The organism is Intrasporangium sp. DVR (assembly GCF_040365325.1).
In the GTDB taxonomy this organism is placed as follows: domain Bacteria; phylum Actinomycetota; class Actinomycetes; order Actinomycetales; family Dermatophilaceae; genus Intrasporangium.
Genome location: NZ_BAABZW010000013.1, coordinates 259358 through 276382 on the forward strand (window position 1 = coordinate 259358; position 17025 = coordinate 276382).

Annotated in this window: 15 protein-coding genes and 1 tRNA gene; 7 read left to right on the forward strand and 9 right to left on the reverse strand. The window is 69.8% G+C overall.

Features of this window, described 5'->3' with window-relative positions; genetic code table 11:
• Window positions 1-103: 103 nt before the first annotated feature.
• From ABWV20_RS10820 to metG, 5 genes are all read right to left on the reverse strand, one after another.
• Window positions 104-1057, reverse strand: coding sequence for a 4-(cytidine 5'-diphospho)-2-C-methyl-D-erythritol kinase (locus tag ABWV20_RS10820; RefSeq protein WP_353355161.1), 954 nt, complete (start codon window positions 1055-1057; stop codon window positions 104-106).
• 4 nt (window positions 1058-1061) lie between these two features.
• Window positions 1062-1967, reverse strand: a complete 906-nt coding sequence (gene rsmA, locus ABWV20_RS10825; RefSeq protein ID WP_353355162.1) for a 16S rRNA (adenine(1518)-N(6)/adenine(1519)-N(6))-dimethyltransferase RsmA — start codon at window positions 1965-1967, stop codon at window positions 1062-1064.
• 122 nt (window positions 1968-2089) lie between these two features.
• Window positions 2090-3241 carry a resuscitation-promoting factor gene (locus ABWV20_RS10830; protein ID WP_353355163.1) on the reverse strand — a complete coding sequence of 384 codons (1152 nt, stop codon included), beginning with the start codon at window positions 3239-3241 and terminating at the stop codon, window positions 2090-2092.
• Between the two features lie 260 nt (window positions 3242-3501).
• Window positions 3502-4359, reverse strand: a complete 858-nt coding sequence (locus tag ABWV20_RS10835) for a TatD family hydrolase (RefSeq protein WP_353355164.1) — start codon at window positions 4357-4359, stop codon at window positions 3502-3504.
• Entirely contained in the window at window positions 4356-6179 is a 1824-nt protein-coding gene (gene metG, locus ABWV20_RS10840) for a methionine--tRNA ligase (RefSeq protein WP_353355165.1), read from the reverse strand. Before metG ends, ABWV20_RS10835 begins: the two co-directional genes overlap by 4 nt.
• Before the next feature lie 141 nt (window positions 6180-6320).
• Here metG and ABWV20_RS10845 point away from each other — a divergent pair, with 141 nt between their 5' ends.
• From ABWV20_RS10845 to ABWV20_RS10860, 4 genes are all read left to right on the forward strand, one after another.
• Window positions 6321-6746, forward strand: coding sequence for an SRPBCC domain-containing protein (locus tag ABWV20_RS10845; protein ID WP_353355166.1), 426 nt, complete (start codon window positions 6321-6323; stop codon window positions 6744-6746).
• 103 nt (window positions 6747-6849) lie between these two features.
• A complete protein-coding gene (locus ABWV20_RS10850) occupies window positions 6850-7281 on the forward strand; it encodes an OsmC family peroxiredoxin (protein WP_353355167.1) in 432 nt (143 codons plus the stop codon).
• Window positions 7282-7386: 105 nt separating this feature from the next.
• Window positions 7387-8229, forward strand: coding sequence for a 16S rRNA (cytidine(1402)-2'-O)-methyltransferase (gene rsmI / locus ABWV20_RS10855; RefSeq protein WP_353355168.1), 843 nt, complete (start codon window positions 7387-7389; stop codon window positions 8227-8229).
• Window positions 8230-8265: 36 nt separating this feature from the next.
• Window positions 8266-8850 (forward strand): DinB family protein, encoded by a 585-nt coding sequence (locus ABWV20_RS10860; protein WP_353355169.1) that lies wholly within the window; start codon window positions 8266-8268, stop codon window positions 8848-8850.
• Between the two features lie 432 nt (window positions 8851-9282).
• Here the strand turns inward: ABWV20_RS10860 and ABWV20_RS10865 are convergent, their stop codons facing one another.
• The 3 genes from ABWV20_RS10865 to ABWV20_RS10875 form a co-directional block, all read right to left on the reverse strand.
• Window positions 9283-10587, reverse strand: coding sequence for an anaerobic C4-dicarboxylate transporter (locus ABWV20_RS10865; RefSeq protein ID WP_353355170.1), 1305 nt, complete (start codon window positions 10585-10587; stop codon window positions 9283-9285).
• Window positions 10584-12077 (reverse strand): aspartate ammonia-lyase, encoded by a 1494-nt coding sequence (gene aspA / locus ABWV20_RS10870; RefSeq protein ID WP_353355171.1) that lies wholly within the window; start codon window positions 12075-12077, stop codon window positions 10584-10586. The genes ABWV20_RS10865 and aspA overlap by 4 nt, the downstream gene beginning before the upstream one ends.
• 185 nt (window positions 12078-12262) lie before the next feature.
• Window positions 12263-12997 carry a dienelactone hydrolase family protein gene (locus ABWV20_RS10875; RefSeq protein ID WP_353355172.1) on the reverse strand — a complete coding sequence of 245 codons (735 nt, stop codon included), beginning with the start codon at window positions 12995-12997 and terminating at the stop codon, window positions 12263-12265.
• Window positions 12998-13020: 23 nt separating this feature from the next.
• Here ABWV20_RS10875 and ABWV20_RS10880 point away from each other — a divergent pair, with 23 nt between their 5' ends.
• The 3 genes from ABWV20_RS10880 (at window position 13021) to ABWV20_RS10890 (ending at window position 15728) form a co-directional block, all read left to right on the forward strand.
• The gene (locus ABWV20_RS10880) at window positions 13021-13857 is read left to right on the forward strand and encodes a CPBP family intramembrane glutamic endopeptidase (protein WP_353355173.1); all 837 of its coding nucleotides are present in this window, start codon (window positions 13021-13023) and stop codon (window positions 13855-13857) included.
• A gap of 123 nt (window positions 13858-13980) precedes the next feature.
• A complete protein-coding gene (locus tag ABWV20_RS10885; RefSeq protein WP_353355174.1) occupies window positions 13981-15585 on the forward strand; it encodes a dolichyl-phosphate-mannose--protein mannosyltransferase in 1605 nt (534 codons plus the stop codon).
• Window positions 15586-15652: 67 nt separating this feature from the next.
• Window positions 15653-15728 (forward strand) — tRNA-Ala (locus ABWV20_RS10890).
• 67 nt (window positions 15729-15795) lie between these two features.
• Here ABWV20_RS10890 and ABWV20_RS10895 read toward each other — a convergent pair.
• Window positions 15796-16983 carry a PucR family transcriptional regulator gene (locus tag ABWV20_RS10895; protein ID WP_353355175.1) on the reverse strand — a complete coding sequence of 396 codons (1188 nt, stop codon included), beginning with the start codon at window positions 16981-16983 and terminating at the stop codon, window positions 15796-15798.
• Between the last annotated feature and the right edge of the window lie 42 nt (window positions 16984-17025).

The following is a 17025-nucleotide window of genomic DNA, read 5'->3' on the forward strand; positions in this document are numbered from 1 at the left end:
GCCCCCCTCTCAATCGAGAGAGCAGTTCGCGACAGCCCCGCCCTCCATCTCAATCGAGAGAGCAGTTCGCGACAAGCCCCGGTGTCGCGAAGTGCTCTTTCGATCAGTCGGGGCGGGCACCGGTGACCACGTGGGCGCCGTGGACCGGGCCCTTGGCACGACGGATGTCGCGGCAGAGGTCGGAGGCTGCGAGGGAGACCGACAGGTCGAGGGAGGCCTCGTGGCTCTGGGTGAGGAAGGCCACGGTGGGACCCGAACCGCTGACGATGCCGCCGAGGGCGCCGAACTCCACGCCCGCATCGCGCAGGACCCGCAGCTCCGGCCGCAGGGAGAACGCGGCTTCGTCGAGGTCGTTGTGCAGGGCCGCGCCGAGCGCCTGGGAGTCTCCGCTGCGCAGGGCGGCCATCAGCTCCTGGCTGACCTCGGCCGAGTGGCTGGGGTCGGCGGGGTCGCCTCCGCCCGCCGCACGGAGCCGGTCGAGCTCGCGGTAGACGTCCGGGGTGGACAGGCCGGTGTCGCTGATCGCGAAGACCCAGTGGAAGGTACCGCGCGCGAGGACCGGCGCGAGCTGCTCCCCGCGGCCCGAGCCCATGGCGTTGCCCCCGGCGAGCGGGAAGGGCACGTCGCTGCCCAGCTCGGCCGCCAGCTCCGCGAGCTCGTCCCGCTCCAGGCCGAGGCCCCAGAGGTGGTCGCACGCGAGCAGGGTCGCGGCGGCGTCGGCCGAACCACCCGCCATGCCTCCGGCCACGGGAATGTCCTTGTCGATCCGGATCGACAGGACGTCGTCGATGTCCCACTGCTCGGCGACGAGCTTGGCGGCTCTGACCGCCAGGTTGCCGTTCGTCGTCGGGATGAGATCCGCGTAGGTGCCTCCGGGGACCACCTGCCACTCGTCCCAGCGCGCCACGGACACCTCGTCGTAGAGCGACACGGCCTGGAACACGGTGGCGAGGTCGTGGTACCCGTCGGGGCGCAGCGCACCGACCCGGAGCTCGAGGTTGACCTTGGCCGGGGCACGCACGGTCACCGACGGTGGCGGTGTCGGGGCGACGGTCATGCGGTCACCCTATGGTGCGTGGATCGGCCGGCTGGTCCCTGTGCTCCGCGATCCGCGCGAAGGCGGTGATGTCGAGCTGTTCCCCTCGGGCCTTCGGGTCGACTCCTGCGGCCCGGAGAGCCGCCTCCGCCCGGTTCGGTGAGCCGGCCCAGGACGCGAGCGCCCCGCGGAGCGACTTGCGCCGCTGGAGGAAGGCCGCGTCGATGCACCGGAAGACCTCCTCGCGCGATGCGGTGGTGGCCGGCGGGTCGCGGCGGACGAGGGAGACGAGGCCTGAGTCGACGTTGGGGGCCGGCCAGAAGACGGTGCGTCCGACCCGTCCTGCGAGCTCCACGTCGGCGTACCAGGCGGCCTTGAGGCTCGGGACCCCGTAGATCTTGCCGCCCGGCTTCGCGGCGAGGCGCTCGGCGACCTCGAGCTGGACCATGACGAGGACGCGCTGGATCGACGGGAACTGCTCGAGGAACGAGAGCACGACCGGCACGGAGATGTTGTACGGCAGGTTGGCGACCAGAGCCGTCGGCTTGGGACCGGGGAGCTTGGTGACGGTGAGGGCGTCCGCGGCGACGAGGCGCAGCTTGCCGGCGTTGACGGGCTGGAGGGAGCGGACGGTCTCCTCCAGCGCGCCGGCCAGCCGTGGGTCGACCTCGATGGCCGTGACCTGGCGGACGACGGGAAGCAGCGCGAGGGTGAGCGAGCCGAGACCCGGCCCGACCTCCACGACGACGTCGTCGGGGCCGACCCCGGCGACGCGGACGATCTTGCGGACGGTGTTGGGGTCGACGACGAAGTTCTGCCCCCACTGCTTCGTGGGACGGATGTCGAGCCGCTCGGCGAGCTCGCGGATCAGGGCCGGTCCGAGCAGGGCGGCATCAGCGGCGTCGGCCGGGTCGGCGGCCTCCTTCGTCATGGGCACACCCTATGGGTACCCCGATCCGCCCTCGTCTTTCAGCGGTGGAACGACGGGCAAGGGCCCTCGACCAGGCGTGCTGGTCGAGGGCTCTTGGTCCACTCCTTGGGGGTGAGACGGGCTCAGCCCTTGCAGCCCCACTGGGACAGGCCGTTGTCCGCGTAGACCCGGTTGGCCACGGTGATCTGCTCCGCACGGGAGGCGAGGTCCGCGCGCTGCGCGAAGTCGTCGCCGCCGTAGGCCAGCCACGTGCTGTAGGAGAACTGGAGGCCGCCGTAGTAGCCGTTGCCGGTGTTGATGGACCAGTTGCCGCCGGACTCACACTGCGCGACGCGGTCCCACATGTCCGAGCGGGCCAGGTTGATGCCGGTGCCGGACGTGCTGCCGGAGCTGGTCGAGGTGCTCGACGTGCTCGGCGCGCTCGTGGTCGCCGGGGCCGGGCGCTCCTTGGTGCCGACGAGAACGACCTCGGCGACAGGGGCCTTGGTGATCGCGGAGGAGATGCGCTGACGCTTGGTGACCTTGCCGTCGACGATCGTGGTGCGCACAGTGACGCGGCGGACGCCGTCGGCGCCTTCCCGGCTCACCTTGGTCGTGCCTTCGTAGAGGTCACCGCTCTCCTTGCGGATGGTGCGGTGGTCGACCACCTCGGTCCGGGTGGAGGTCTTGGTCCGGACGTCCTTGACGACGACCTTCATCCCACTCGTGAGTGCGGTGGTCGGCGCGGGCGTGATCCGGTCGTTGGAGTCGAAGCCGACGCGAAGCGTCTTGAGGGCCTCTTCGACGGTGGCCGCGGCGACGGTCTGCATGTTCGCCTTGCCGTCGGCGACGATGGTGACCGCCTTGGGGGTGACGACGGTGAGCTCCAGGCCGTCCCGGCCGATGGGCTGGGACCGCGAGACGGAGATGCGGGCCCCGTCGGTGTGCAGCCCGAGGGCGAGCAGCGCGGCGTCGACCGTGGTCTCCGTGGTGCGGATCTGCTTCGTCGTGCCGTCGATGGTGAGGTTGAGCGTCCGGGCGTAGCGCACGGTGACGCTGTCGCCGTCCGCGAGCGGGGCGTCAACGGCGGGATAGACGACGTCGCCGTCCCTGACGGTGATTCCTTCGCTCGCGAGCAGGTCACCGACGGTGCTGCCGAAGACGTGGGTCGCGGTGGACGCACCGTCCACGGACAGGTTCACCGCCTTGTCGAGTTGGGCTGCTCCGACGCCGGTGGCGGTGAGCAGCAAGGCGGCGCCGGCACCGGCGATGACCTTGAAATTGCGCGAAATCAAAATTCTCCGAACGTCGTTCTCCCCGGGTGACACGCGCTCTCGGGACCGCTCGGAGGGCTCCTTCCAGATCATTCGGGAAGGGCCTCGGTGAGCGACCGATGCGGGGCGACATCCGGCCAACAGTCACCCAGCGTGAACGAGCAAGGCCTTCCAGGTCAAATTTCGATAACGGTCTGTGGACTGTGGGAGGCGCAGGCCCGGGGATGTGGACGACCACGGAACCCTGCGCACACGGCCACACGACGTCGACATTCAGGACCTCAGGACCAGGGCCCGTACACCCGCTCGGAGTTGTCCGACACCGCTTGGCAGAGCGTCGGGACGTCCACGTTGAGAGCCCCTGCCATCGTCCGAATCGTATGCGGCACAAGGAAGGACGCGTTGGTGGCGCCGCGGTGTGGAGCCGGGGTCAAGTAGGGGGCGTCCGTCTCGACGAGGATCTGTGAGAGAGGTGTGACAGTGAGGGCGTCGCGCAGCGACCGGGCGTTCTTGAACGTCACCGTCCCGGCGAACGACAGGTAGTAGCCCCGCTCCACGCACTCTCGAGCCATCGGCAGGTCTCCGGAGAAGCAGTGCAGCACCGTGCGGTCCGGTGCGCCCTCCTCCTCGAGGACCCGAAGGACGTCCTCGTGGGCCTCACGGTCGTGGATCTGCAGTGCCTTGCCCAGCCGCTTGGCGAGGTCGATGTGCCACCGGAACCCCTCCTGCTGGATCCCCACCCCGTCCGGGCCGGTGCGGAAGTAGTCGAGGCCGGTCTCACCGACCGCGCGGACCCGCTCGTGGGTCGCGGCGCGCTCGACCTCGGCGTACGCCTCGGCCAGTGTCCCGTCGGCCGCGAGCTTTGGGACCTCGTTGGGGTGCAGGGCGACCGCCCCGAGCACTTCGGGGAACCGCTCGACCGCCTCGATGGTGAAGTCGATCGCCTCGAGGTCACAGCCGACCTGCACCAGGCGAGTCACCCCAACGGCGCGGGCTCGGCGGATCGCCTCGGCGACGTCGAGGGGCTCGGCTCCGTCGCGGCCGATGTCGAGGTGGACGTGGTTGTCCACCACGTCGATCGGCAGTGGGTCCGGAGCCCGCTCGGGGAGTCCCTGGTGAGACGACGGCTGCGGGCTCATGCGCCGGCGACCGCCTCGTCACCCTCGCCGCGGCGCATGCGCTCGATCTCCTCCTCGACCACGGCGGGGTCGAACTTCGTGAACACCGGAGTCGGCTTGGCGATGGGGGTCCCGACGACAACCGAGGTGCACTCCCAGCGGGGGGTGCTGGAGTACTCGCCGGTGATGATCGGGTAGGACTCGTCGCCGTCGAGGTCCGTGACGTCCTCGAGCCGCGGCATCGGCACGAAGTCGCCCGTACCCCCCATCACGCGGTGGACCCGGTTGGCCCCGTGCGGGAGGAACGGAGCCATCAGCGTGTTGATGCAGACGACCGCCTGGGCGAGGACGTGCAGCACCGTGCCGAGCCGTTCGCGCTGGTCGTCGCCCTTGAGCTTGAAGGGCTCGGTCTCGGTGACGTACTTGTTCGCGTCACCGACGACCCGCATCACCTCGCCGATCCCCTGCTTGAAGCGCTGCCTCTCGATCAGCCCGCCGACGGTGTCGAAGGCGTCACGGACCGTGGCGAGGAGGGCCTCGTCGACGGGCTCCAGAGGCCCGCGGGGCGGGATCTCGCCGAAGCTCTTGGCGATCATGGACGCGGTGCGGTTGACGAGGTTGCCCCAGCCGGCGACGAGCTCCGAGTTGTTGCGCTGGATGAACTCAGCCCAGGTGAAGTCGCTGTCCTGGTTCTCCGGGCCTGCGGCGCAGATGAAGTAGCGCAGCGGGTCCGGACCGTAGCGGTCGAGCACCTCACGGACGTAGATGACGTGGCCCCGACTCGTCGAGAACTGCCGGCCCTCCATCGTCATGAACTCGCTCGCGACGACCTCGGTGGGCAGGTCGAGCACCCCGTAGTCGCCGGGCTCTCCCCCGCGGCTGCCGCGACCGGCATAGGCGAGCAGCTCGGCCGGCCAGATCTGGGAGTGGAAGGTGATGTTGTCCTTGCCCTGGAAGTAGTAGGACACGGCGTCCGGGTCGTTCCACCACTCTCGCCAGCGCTCGGGCTCGCCGAGCCGACGGGCCCACTCGATCGACGCGGAGAGGTAGCCGATGACGGCGTCGAACCACACGTAGAGGCGCTTGTTGGGGTTGTCGCGCCAGCCGTCGAGAGGGACGGGGATGCCCCAGTCGATGTCGCGGGTCATGGCGCGCGGCCGGACGTCCTCGAGGAGGTTCTTGCTGAACTTGATGACGTTGGGGCGCCACGTGCCGGACGCCTCCCGCTCGTCCAGCCACTCCGAGAGGGCGTCGGCGAGGGCGGGCAGGTCGAGGAAGAAGTGCTGGGTCTCGACGAACTCGGGGGTCTCGCCGTTGATCTTGCTGCGCGGGTTGATCAGCTCGTCGGCGTCGAGCTGGTTGCCGCAGTTGTCGCACTGGTCCCCGCGCGCCTCGGGATAGCTGCAGATCGGGCAGGTGCCCTCGATGTAGCGGTCGGGCAGGGTGCGCCCGGTCGACGGGCTGATCGCTCCCCTGGTCGTCTGCTCGATCATGTAGCCGTTGGCGTGGCAGCCGACGAAGAGCTCCTGGGCGACGAGGTAGTGGTTGCGTGTGGTCGTCCGGGTGAACAGGTCGTAGGCGAGACCGAGATCGGTCAGGTCGGTGGCGATCACGCGGTTGTAGCGGTCGGCGACCTCCTGGGGTGTCACGCCCTCCTTCTCGGCGAGAACGAGGATCGGAGTGCCGTGCTCGTCGGTCCCCGACACCATGAGCACGTCGTGGCCTGCCATTCGCATGTACCGGCTGAAGACGTCGGAGGGCACACCGAATCCGGCCACGTGGCCGATGTGACGCGGGCCGTTGGTGTACGGCCAGGCGACGGCAGACAGCACTTTGCTCATGGGCTCGATCCTAGGGTGGCCGCTTCCGTGGTCGGGTCCCGGTTTCGCGGCGGCTCCGCCGACCATGCCGTATGCCGCTGGGCTCGCTCCCGCACTCCGCCCACCTGGGGACCGGGCGGGCCGAATGGGTACGGGCCGGTCATGACAGGTCACGTCGCACGGGCCGAGGTCACCGTCAACGCGACACCCGAGCGGGTGTGGCGCGCGCTGACCGACCCGGAGCAGGTCAAGCAGTGGATGGTCGGCACCGACCTCGAGACCGACTGGGAGGTGGGCAGCCCGATCGCCTGGCGGGGGGAGGTCGACGGCAGACCGTACGCGGACAAGGGCGAGGTGCTGGTCAACGACGCACCGCGCCGGCTGGCGATGACCCACTACAGCCCGCTGATGGGCCGCCCGGACGAGCCGGACAGCTATCACCGGGTCACCTACGACCTCGTCCCGGAGGGGTCGGCCACCAGGGTCGAGCTGAGCCAGGACGGCAACGAGTCGCCCGAGCAGGCCGAGCAGTTCTCGGCCAACTGGCAGGGCATGCTCGATGCGCTCAAGGCCACGGTCGAGGCCTGAGCGCGACCAGCGCCGGGATGTGCACACCGGCGCCCTTGCCAGACCGGACTGTTCGCGAAATGGTGATGCGGGAAAGCACCACCTCGAGATCGAAGGAGTGTTCATGTCAGCCACGCGCACCGCAACGGCCCACTGGGAGGGCGACCTCTTCACCGGGAGCGGCCAGGTCACGCTCGAGTCGTCGGGCAAGGGGACGTTCGACGTCTCGTGGCCGGCCCGCACCGAGGAGCCGGGCGGCAAGACGAGCCCTGAGGAGCTCCTCGCAGCGGCCCACTCGGCCTGCTACAACATGGCCTTCTCCAACATCCTCAACAAGGCCGGCACCCCGCCGACCACCCTCGACACGACCGCCGCGGTGACGTTCGTCCCCGGGACCGGCATCACGGAGATCAAGCTGAGCACCGTCGGCTCGGTGCCCGGCATCTCGGCCGAGGACTTCCAGGCCCGCGCCGAGGAGGCGAAGGACGGCTGCCCGGTGAGCCAGGCTCTCAAGTCGGTCCCCTCGATCACCATCGAGGCCCGGCTCGCCGACTGAGCGCCCCCGCACCGAACCGATCGAAAGAGCGGTTCGCGACACGTTTCGGGCGGGCGGACGCCCGCCGGATGTGTCGCGAACCGCTCTTTCGATCAGGATGGGGGCGTGAGCACCGCACCCACCGCCGGAACCCTCGTCCTCGCGGCAACCCCGATCGGCGACCCCCGCGACGCGGCTCCGCGCCTCGCGCAGGAGCTCGCGACGGCCGATGTCATCGCCGCCGAGGACACGCGCCGGCTCAAGCGGCTCCTCACCGATCTCGGTGTGAGCCCCCGCGGACGGGTCGTCAGCTACCACGACCACAACGAGGCCGCGCGCACCCCCGAGCTCGTCGACCGACTCCTCGCCGGGGACCGCGTCGTCGTCGTCACCGATGCCGGCATGCCCTCCGTGTCGGACCCGGGCTACCGGCTGGTCGCCGCCGCCGTCGCACGCGGGGTGCACGTCACGGCGATTCCCGGCCCGAGCGCCGTCCTCATGGCCCTCGCCGTGTCGGGCCTGCCCGTCGACCGGTTCTGCTTCGAGGGCTTCCTGGCCCGCAAGGCCGGTGAGCGCGCCCGCACCCTGACCGAGCTGGCCGGGGAACGCCGCACCATGGTGTTCTTCGAGGCCCCGCACCGGCTCGCCGACACCCTCACCGCCATGGCAGCCGCCTTCGGGGGCGAGCGGCGCGCGGCGGTCTGCCGGGAGCTGACCAAGACCTACGAGGAGGTCCGCCGCGGGACTCTCGACGAGCTCGCCGCCTGGGCCGGCGACGGTGTCCGGGGCGAGATCACGGTCGTCGTGACGGGGGCGGAGCGGGCGGTCACGACCGTCGAGAGCGAGCTGAGCGGCATACGGCAGCGGGTCGAGCGCGGCGAGCGCCTCAAGGACGTGTGCGCGGACGTGGCGGGGCGGACGGGACTGTCGAAGAAGGCGCTCTACGACGCGGCGGTGGCTGCCGGATGAGCCATTGACCTGAGACCGTGGGACATGGACACCCGCATGAACGAGCCTGCCGACTGGGCGGCCACCACCGACTGGACCGGTCACCTCATCGAGCAGATCGACTGGCACTGGACCAACCAGCTGCGGCCTCGCCTGGACGGCCTGACGGACGACGAGTACTTCTGGCAGCCGACGCCGGGCGCGTGGACCGTGCATCGTCGAGGTGAGGGCGCCACGGACCTCGACGCAGGCTCCGGGGACTTCACCATCGACTGGGCCTTCCCCGAGCCGGAGCCGGCACCGGTGACCACCATCTCGTGGCGCCTCGGCCATGTCATCGTCGGAGTCCTGGGCGCCCGGGTGCACGGGCACTTCGGCGGGCCGGCGGCCGACTACCTGACGTGGCCGTACAGCGGCACCGCGGCTGGGGCGCTGGCCCAGCTCGACGAGGGGTATGCCGCCTGGCTGGCCGGGGTGCGGTCGTGGCAGGGCCTGGCGCTGCTCGAGCCCTGCGGGCCGGCAGAGGGCGGGTGGGGTGGTGCTCCTCGACTCACCCTGGTGCTCCACATCAACCGCGAGCTGATTCATCACGGGGCGGAGATCTCGCTGCTGCGCGACCTCTGGGTCCACCGCAACGACTGACGCTCCGGCCGACGTGGCGAAGCCTGCTCCCGGGCAAAGGTGAAGGGCCCTTGGGAGTATGAGTCTCAAGGGCCCTTCGGTTGATCGGTCGATGTGACGCTCCCGATCGACGGCTCGGTCGCTCCGGTCCGACCACTTCGTCACCAAGTGATCTCGGCTAGTGCCGGATGGACCGTCGCTCTCAAGCTGCCCCGCTCTTCCCGAAGGAAGTGCGTAAGAGAGTTCTACGCCTCGATTTCCCGAGGGCGCAAGGGGTTTCGCAGAAGTAATTTCCTGTCCACAGAGATTGGGGGGTCATCCACCGTTTCGCCGAGGTTGTCCACAGACGTGGGGCTCCTGTCCCCACGTTGTCCCCATCCACTGTGGACAACCTGGCGCGCTGAGCCCGGCCGGTCGGCGGGGCGAAGGCCGACCGGCCGGGCTCCCGCTTCTCTAGAGGATCACCGACCCGATGGCGAAGCCGAGGGCGACGGCGATCGCGATGTTGACGACGCCCGGGATCATGAACGGGTGGTCGAAGACGTACTTGCCGATCCGGGTGGAGCCCGTGTCGTCCATCTCGACCGCGGCGAGGAGCGTCGGGTAGGTCGGCAGGACGAAGAGCGCCGAGACCGCCGGGAAGGCCGCGACCACCGTCAGCGGAGCCACACCGATGGCCAGGGCCGCCGGGACGAGGGCCTTCGTGGTCGCGGCCTGCGAGTAGAGCAGCGAGGCGGCGAAGAACAGCACGACCGCGAGGGCCCAGGGCTGGCCGGTCAGGACGTCACCGGCGAAGGCCTTGATCGTCTCGATGTGGGCGTTGACGAAGGTCGTCCCGAGCCAGGCCACGCCGAGGATGCACACGCACGCGCTCATGCCTGACTTGAAGGTCTGGGCGTCGAGGACCGCGACGGCGTCGAGGCGGCACACGAGGACGTTGACTGCAGCGACCGCGAGCATGATCGTGATGATCGCCTCGTTGCGGGGGATCGCCGGGTCGGTGATGAGGCCCACCTTGGGGCTGATCGCCGTCGCGTAGGCCATGACCAGCACGATGCCGGCGAGGAAGGCGAGGACGGAGAACTTGGCACCTCGCTGCTCGACGTAGTCGTGCTCTCCACGGTAGGAGACCAGACCGCGAGCCACTCGGTCCTGGTAGACCTCGTCGTCCGACAGCTCACGCCCGAGCCGGTTCGCCAGGAACGAGGTGAGAACGACGGCGAGCAGGGTTGAGGGGATCGCCACGGCGAGCAGCTGCAGGTAGTCGACGCCGACGGGCTCCAGCACGCTCGCCATGAAGACCACCGCCGCGGAGATCGGGGAGGCGGTGATGGCCATCTGCGACGAGACGACAGCGATGGACAGCGGACGCGACGGACGAATCCTGTTCTCCTTGGCGACTTCTGCGATCACCGGGAGCGTCGAGAAGGCCGTGTGACCGGTGCCCGCCATGAGCGTCATGAAGTAGGTGACGAGCGGCGCGACGAGTGTGACCTGCCGTGGGTTGCGCCGGAGCAGCCGGTCCGCGAGGTTGACGAGGTAGTCCATGCCGCCGGCCACCTGCATCGAGGCGATCGCCGCGATGACCGCCATGATGATGGCGATGACGTCGAAGGGGATGGCCTCCTGCGAGACCGGCACCCCGAGGAGTCCGAGGGCGAGCACGCCGAGGCCTCCGGCGAAGCCGATGGCGATGGACCCGAGCCGGGCGCCGAGGAAGATCGCGCCGAGGACGATGGCGAGGTGGAGCCAGATCATCGCACGGCCTCCTCATCGGACGCGGTGGCCGGTGCAGCGACAAGGGCGGCCGCCGGAGCCGGGAGCCCCCGGGACCCCTCCTCGTAGAACGTCCCCTGATAGGTCGGACGTCGCAGGTTCTCGAGGGAGAGCACTTCGTCGAGCCGTTCGGGCGTCAGCAGACCCAGCTCGAGCACGACGTCGCGGACGGACTCGCCCGTCTCGGCGCACCGCTTGCCGATGCGGTCGCCGTCGTGGTGGCCGAGGACGTCGTTGAGGTAGGTGACGATGCCGATGGAGTTGAGGACGAACCCGAGGCAGACCTCCGGGTTCGCCGTGATCCCCTCCACGCAGCGAGTCCTGAGGGTGCGGCAGGCGTTGGTCATCAGGTCGACCGACTCGAAGATCGACTGGGCGAGCCCGGGCTCCATGACGTTGAGCTGCAGCTGGCCGGCCTCGGCCGCCATGGTGACGGCGACGTCGTTGCCGATGACGGTGAAGCACACCTGGTTGACGACCTCCGGGATGACCGGGTTGACCTTGGCCGGCATGATCGACGAGCCGGCCTGCAGCTCAGGCAGGTTGATCTCGTGCAGGCCGGCGCGCGGACCGGACGAGAGCAGGCGCAGGTCGTTGCAGATCTTCGACAGCTTGACGGCGACGCGCTTGACCGCCGCGTGGAGGTGCACGTAGGCGCCGTTGTCGGACGTGGCCTCGATGAGGTCGTCCGCGGGGACGACGGGCAGCCCGGTGACCTCCGCGAGGTGACGGACCGCAACCGCTGCGTACCCCTCAGGCGTGTTGACGCCGGTGCCGATCGCCGTCGCCCCGAGGTTCACCTCGAGGAGGAACGACGAGCTGAACGCCAGGCTCCGCAGCTCCTCGCGCAGGTTGACCGCGAAACCGTGGAACTCCTGGCCCAACGTCATCGGGACGGCGTCCTGCAGCTGGGTGCGACCCATCTTGAGGATGTCCGCGAACTCGAGGGCCTTGGCGTCGAAGGCGTCCGCGAGCTCGGCGACCGCGTCCGAGAGCCGCCTGGTGGCCTCGTGGGCGGCGAGGCGGAACCCGGTCGGGTAGGCGTCGTTGGTCGACTGGCTCTTGTTGACGTGGTCGTTGGGGTGGATGAGGTCGTAGCGGCCCTTCTCGAACCCGGCGTGCTCGAGCGCCAGGTTGGCGATGACCTCGTTGGTGTTCATGTTGACCGAGGTCCCCGCGCCGCCCTGGAAGACGTCGAGGGGGAACTGGTCGAGGCACCGTCCCTCGAGCACCTCGTCGCAGGCGTGCACGATCGCGTCGGCGACGTCAGCAGGGAGGGTCTGCAGCTCCTTGTTCGCCAGGGCGGACGCCTTCTTCACGAACGCCATGCCGCGCACCATGTCGGGGAAGTCCCGGATGGTCAGGTGGCTGATCCTGAAGTTCTCCATGGCGCGCTGGGTGTGGATCCCGTAGTACGCCTCGGCCGGCACTTCTCTCGTTCCGAGGAGGTCTTCCTCGAGTCGGGTGGCCACTGTCGTGCTCCTTCGTGTGGTGTTGGACAGTCCGCGGGGGCCCGTTCGTGGCGGTCCGTCCCGCCCTTCGATCCTTGCGGGGAAGCCAGAAGTACTACAACTCGTAGTAGTGCTCCGCAGGTGTCTGATCGGTCACAGTAGCCGGACACGTGACTGGACAGACAGTCGGACAAGATGTCCAGCCGTCAAACGGTGAGGAGCCGTTCCCTGAAGAAGTCGACGACCCTCACCACGGCCACTGGATGCTTGTGGTCGGTCAAGGTCGAGTGGCCCCGGCCCGCGAGCTCGACGGAGATGAACCCGTCGCCGAGCTCGCGTCGTAGCGTCTCGAACCTCGTGCCGGTGACCCAGTCGTCGTGGTAGCGAACCCCGAGCACGGGACAGCCGGCAGCGACTCGCGCCCGCACCGTGGCGAGGTCCTCGGGCGACAGGTTGAGGTCAGCGGCGCGCCGCTCTCCCAAGGGGAGCGGCGTGGCGGGCTGTGCGACCACCGGTGCGACGACGACGGGGTCAACCATCATCGCGAGCGCGAAGCCGCCCGTGACGCACATGCCGATGGCGCCGACGCCGGATCCGCCCACGGAGGCATGGAGCTCGCGCGCGAGGCTGCGCAGCCACTCCGCCAGGGGGGCCGTCACCCCGGTGGCGAACATCGTGAACTCGCGGGTCACGCAGAGCCGTGGCACGACCCGGGCGGCCTCCCACGTGCGGGGTGGTGCGTGGGCGGAGCCGAAGAGGTGCGGCAGGACGACAGTGAAACCGGACTGGACGAGCTCGTCGCCGAACTCGATGACCTCCGGCGTCAGGCCGGGGCTCTCGTGGATGACGACGACACCCGGCCCACTCCCCCGCCGGTACGTGTCGTACGCGAACCCGGCCGCCTCGTGGCGGCCGCGCGTCCAGTCGGCGAGCAGGGACATGCTCCGAAAGTACAGTGAGCGCCATGTCGCGCCACCGCCTGCCGTATGCCGCTGGGCTCGGTCCCAGCGAACGTGACCCGCTGCCGGTGGCGGGGCCACCGGAGCGGCGCGTGCTGCGCCGGGAGACGGTGCTGCTCCTCGGGGTCAGCCTCGGGGCCTCGGCGATCTGGGCGGTCCTGTCCATCATCGACAAGCTGACCAGACAGACTCCGCTGCGGCAGCAGACCACGGCGATGAACCAGTCCGTCACCCCGGACCGGCCCTGGCTCGATCTCGCCTACCAGCTCACCGGGGCGGCCCTGCAGGTCGTCCCCGTCGTGCTCGCCCTCTTCCTGCTCGCCCACGTGCACCGGCCGTCGCCGGCGGTGGGGCCGGCCCGCTTCATCGGGTTCGACCGGACGGAGCCGTTCCGCGACCTGGCTCGAGGCGCCGGCCTCGCAGCGCTCATCGGCGTGCCGGGACTCGGCTTCTACGTCCTGGCCACGGCGGTCGGCATCAACACCAACGTCTCGGCTGCGAACCTCACCGACGTCTGGTGGTCGGCGCCCGTCCTCACGCTGGCCGCCATCGCTAATGCGTTGATCGAGGAGGTCGTCATGGTCGGCTACCTCTTCACCCGCTGGCGACAGATCAGCTGGTCGTGGCCGGTCGTCATCGGCACCTCCGCCCTGATCCGCGGGACCTACCACCTGTACCAAGGGTTCGGCGGCTTCCTCGGCAACGTCGTCATGGGACTCGTGCTCGGCTACGTCTACGCCCGGACGCGACGGGTCATGCCGCTCGTCATCTGCCATGCCCTGCTCGACATCGTCGCCTTCGTCGGCTACTCGGTCCTCAAGGCCCGCGGCATCAGCCTCTGACCCGGGCGCACGAGCTGCCCACTCGACGGGAAGCGCGCCCGGCTGGAAGGGCGCGGCGTGCGGGAGCGAGCTCAGCGGCATACGACATCGGCGAGGAACGGACGACTGCATACGATGGCGCCCATGAACTCCGCCCTGGCAGTGCGCTCCCGGCTGCTCGGGGCTCCGGGTGAGGACTTCCGCCGAGTCCCGCGCGGACGGCGTCTCAGGGGGCTGCTCACCCTCGGTTGGCTGGGGCCGCTCTTCTTCACGATCGTCGGCGGGGTCATGCGGTTCTGGCACGTCGGGGCTCCGCACCAGCTGATCTTCGACGAGACGTACTACGTCAAGCAGGGCTGGTCCCTGGTCCTGTTCGGCTACGAGATGAAGGTCGACCCCGTCCTCGAGCAGGCCAAGCAGGTCGACCAGCACTTCACCGCCAACGATCCGTTCGTGTGGGGCACCGAGGGCGACTTCGTCGTCCATCCCCCAGTCGGCAAGTGGCTCATCGGCCTCGGGGAGATCCCGTTCGGCATCCTCAACTCCTTCGGCTGGCGTTTCGCCGTCGCCCTTGCCGGGACACTGTCCATCCTCATGCTCGGCCTGATCGCGCGCCGGCTCTTCCGGTCCGACCTGCTCGGGACGGCCGCAGCGGCCCTGCTCGCCTTCGAGGGGCACCACTTCGTCCACTCGCGCACCGGCCTGCTCGACATCTTCGTCATGTTCTTCGGCCTCGCGGCGTTCGGCGCACTGCTCGTCGACCGGGACAAGGCGCGCGAGGTGCTGGCCGCCAGGGTCGCCGGCCGGGCCAGCGCGTCGCTGACCTACCTCGGGCCCTGGCTCGGCTGGCGGCCGTGGCGCTGGCTCGCCGGCGTCATGCTGGGGCTCGCGGCCGGGGTGAAGTGGTCCGGGCTCTACTTCATCGTCTTCTTCGGACTGCTCACCGTCCTGTGGGACATGGGGGCCCGCCGGGCCGCCGGAGTCCGGGGGTGGTACGTCGCCTGGGTCGTCAAGGACGGCTTCTACGCGGCGGTGCAGATCGTCGGCGGGGCGTTCGTCACGTACGTCGCGAGCTGGTCCGGGTGGATCCTCACCCGTGGCGGCTCGTTCCGCGACTGGGCCGAGACCCGGCCCTCCGGTGGGGTCGGTGGCCTGCTGCCCGACTGGTGGCGGTCACTGTGGGCCTACCACCAGCAGATGTTCGAGTCGAGCGCATCGATCAACTCCCCGCACCCGTACCAGACCAGCCCGTGGTCGTGGCTCGTGCAGGGTCGACCCACGTCGTTCTTCTACGAGGGGCCGGTCAAGGGCACCGACGGCTGCGTTGTCGACCAGTGCAGCAAGGCGATCACCTCGATCGGCACCGTCTCCGTCTGGTGGGGCGGCACCATCGCCATCTTCGTGCTGCTCTTCATGTGGGCGCTGCGCCGGGACTGGCGGGCGGGGGCGATCCTGTCGGGTATCGCGGCCGGCTACCTGCCGTGGTTCCTCCTGGCCGACCGGACGATCTACTCCTTCTACGAGGTGGCGTTCGTTCCCTGGGTCGTGCTGGCCTGCGTCTACACGCTGGGACTGCTCATCGGGGCGGGGGACGCCTCCCTCACCCGGCGCCGGGTCGGGCTCGTCGTTCTGGGATCGTTCGTGCTCTTGACGATCGGGCTGTTCGCCTTCTTCCACCCGATCTACGTCGCCGACGTGATCCCCCAGTCGGAGTGGTCGCAGCGGATGTGGTTCCCGAGCTGGGTCTGAGCCCCTCGTGCTCGGGTGGCGGTTTCATGTCGCGGCGCCCGTGGTGTTACAGTTCCTGTCGCATCAAGGGGCTGTGGCGCAGTTGGTAGCGCGTCTCGTTCGCAATGAGAAGGTCAGGGGTTCGAATCCCCTCAGCTCCACCACGCGCAGCAGGGCCGGGCCTTTCGCCCGGCCCTGCTGCATTGTCTGGGTGCTTGCTGATCCCCTTTGTCAGTGCCGTGACAGCGACGGCCAGCGGAGGGCGGTCTCCAGGCGATAGCGCTCGTCTGGGTCGTCCAGCGCGTCTCCGAAGACGGCCCGCAGCTGACGCAGGCGATATCGGATGGTCTGGGGATGGGCGTGCAGCGCCTCGGCCGTGGCCATGATGCGTCCTTGGTGTCGAAGCCAGGTCAGGAGCGTCGCCTCTAGCGTGCGGCGGTGCCCGGGTGACACCGCCTGCAGCGGCCGGAGGGCGTCGTCGGCAAAGCGCTCCGCCAGTCCCTCCTCCCAGCCGAGGATGAGGGTGAGGAGCTGGTCCGCGCAGATGACGAGCTCGGGCGCATCGAAGGCGCCGCCGTCCAGCAGGCGTAGAGCGCGGACGGCTTGGCGATACGACTCGCGCGCCCGAGGCAACGGGACGGTGGAGCCGAGCGCGGCCCGTCGGCCCGTGACCACCCGCCGCAGGTGGGACAGTCGGCCGGACGCGTCGGCGTCCGGGACGACCACGACGGCGGTGTCCTCGATCACGGCGCCGATGGTGTCCGCGCCGATCGTCCGCGCCAGCTGATCGGCGTCGGCGCCCTCCACGACGAGCACCCCGACCCGGTCCGGCAGCTGCCAGCGGGCCGCTTCGGCCGCCTTGCGCTGGGCGCTCTCTTCGACGCGCGCCGACTGGATGAGCGCCGAGACCAGTCTGCGCCGGCTCATCCCGAAGTCGATCGAGGTCCGCTCCTGCTCCTCGAGATAGCCTTCCGCGGCGGCTGCGGAGAGCTGGTCGAGGAAGGAGAGCAGTGCGCCGGCGAGCACATGGAGGTGCTCGGCCTCGACCTCCTTGGCATCGGCGAGCTCGACGACCACCGCCCAGATCGCCTGGGTCCCGGCACCGATCGTCGAGCGGAGCGCGTCGATGAAGCGGCCGTCGCGGAACTCCTCGCGTCCGAGCTGGCGGAACACGTGACGCGCTCGGTCGAGGTCGTGCTTCGGGTCGGCGACGAGAGCCAGGAACTCGTCGACCGCCGCGCGCACGCCGGTCTGGATGCCCCGGCCGGCGGCGCCTTCCAGCGGGCGGTCCTGGCCCTCGGACGACGCACGCGCTGCGTCCAGCACGCGCTCGAACAGCAGGTCCTGCGCCGCACCCAGCCGCTGGGCGACGGTTGGCGGCACCGGGCCGGGGACACCGGCCGGCTCGAGATCAGGCACGGGCACGTCCTACCGTCCTTGGCTACGACGAGGGGGTCCGCG

Coding starts and splice junctions, on each gene's coding strand:
- ABWV20_RS10820 (WP_353355161.1), bottom strand. CDS start 1,057: ATGACCGTCGCCCCGACACCGCCACCGTCGGTGACCGTGCGTGCCCCG.
- rsmA (WP_353355162.1), bottom strand. CDS start 1,967: ATGACGAAGGAGGCCGCCGACCCGGCCGACGCCGCTGATGCCGCCCTG.
- ABWV20_RS10835 (WP_353355164.1), bottom strand. CDS start 4,359: ATGAGCCCGCAGCCGTCGTCTCACCAGGGACTCCCCGAGCGGGCTCCG.
- metG (WP_353355165.1), bottom strand. CDS start 6,179: ATGAGCAAAGTGCTGTCTGCCGTCGCCTGGCCGTACACCAACGGCCCG.
- ABWV20_RS10845 (WP_353355166.1), top strand. CDS start 6,321: ATGACAGGTCACGTCGCACGGGCCGAGGTCACCGTCAACGCGACACCC.
- ABWV20_RS10850 (WP_353355167.1), top strand. CDS start 6,850: ATGTCAGCCACGCGCACCGCAACGGCCCACTGGGAGGGCGACCTCTTC.
- ABWV20_RS10860 (WP_353355169.1), top strand. CDS start 8,266: ATGAACGAGCCTGCCGACTGGGCGGCCACCACCGACTGGACCGGTCAC.
- ABWV20_RS10865 (WP_353355170.1), bottom strand. CDS start 10,587: ATGATCTGGCTCCACCTCGCCATCGTCCTCGGCGCGATCTTCCTCGGC.
- ABWV20_RS10875 (WP_353355172.1), bottom strand. CDS start 12,997: ATGTCCCTGCTCGCCGACTGGACGCGCGGCCGCCACGAGGCGGCCGGG.
- ABWV20_RS10880 (WP_353355173.1), top strand. CDS start 13,021: ATGTCGCGCCACCGCCTGCCGTATGCCGCTGGGCTCGGTCCCAGCGAA.
- ABWV20_RS10885 (WP_353355174.1), top strand. CDS start 13,981: ATGAACTCCGCCCTGGCAGTGCGCTCCCGGCTGCTCGGGGCTCCGGGT.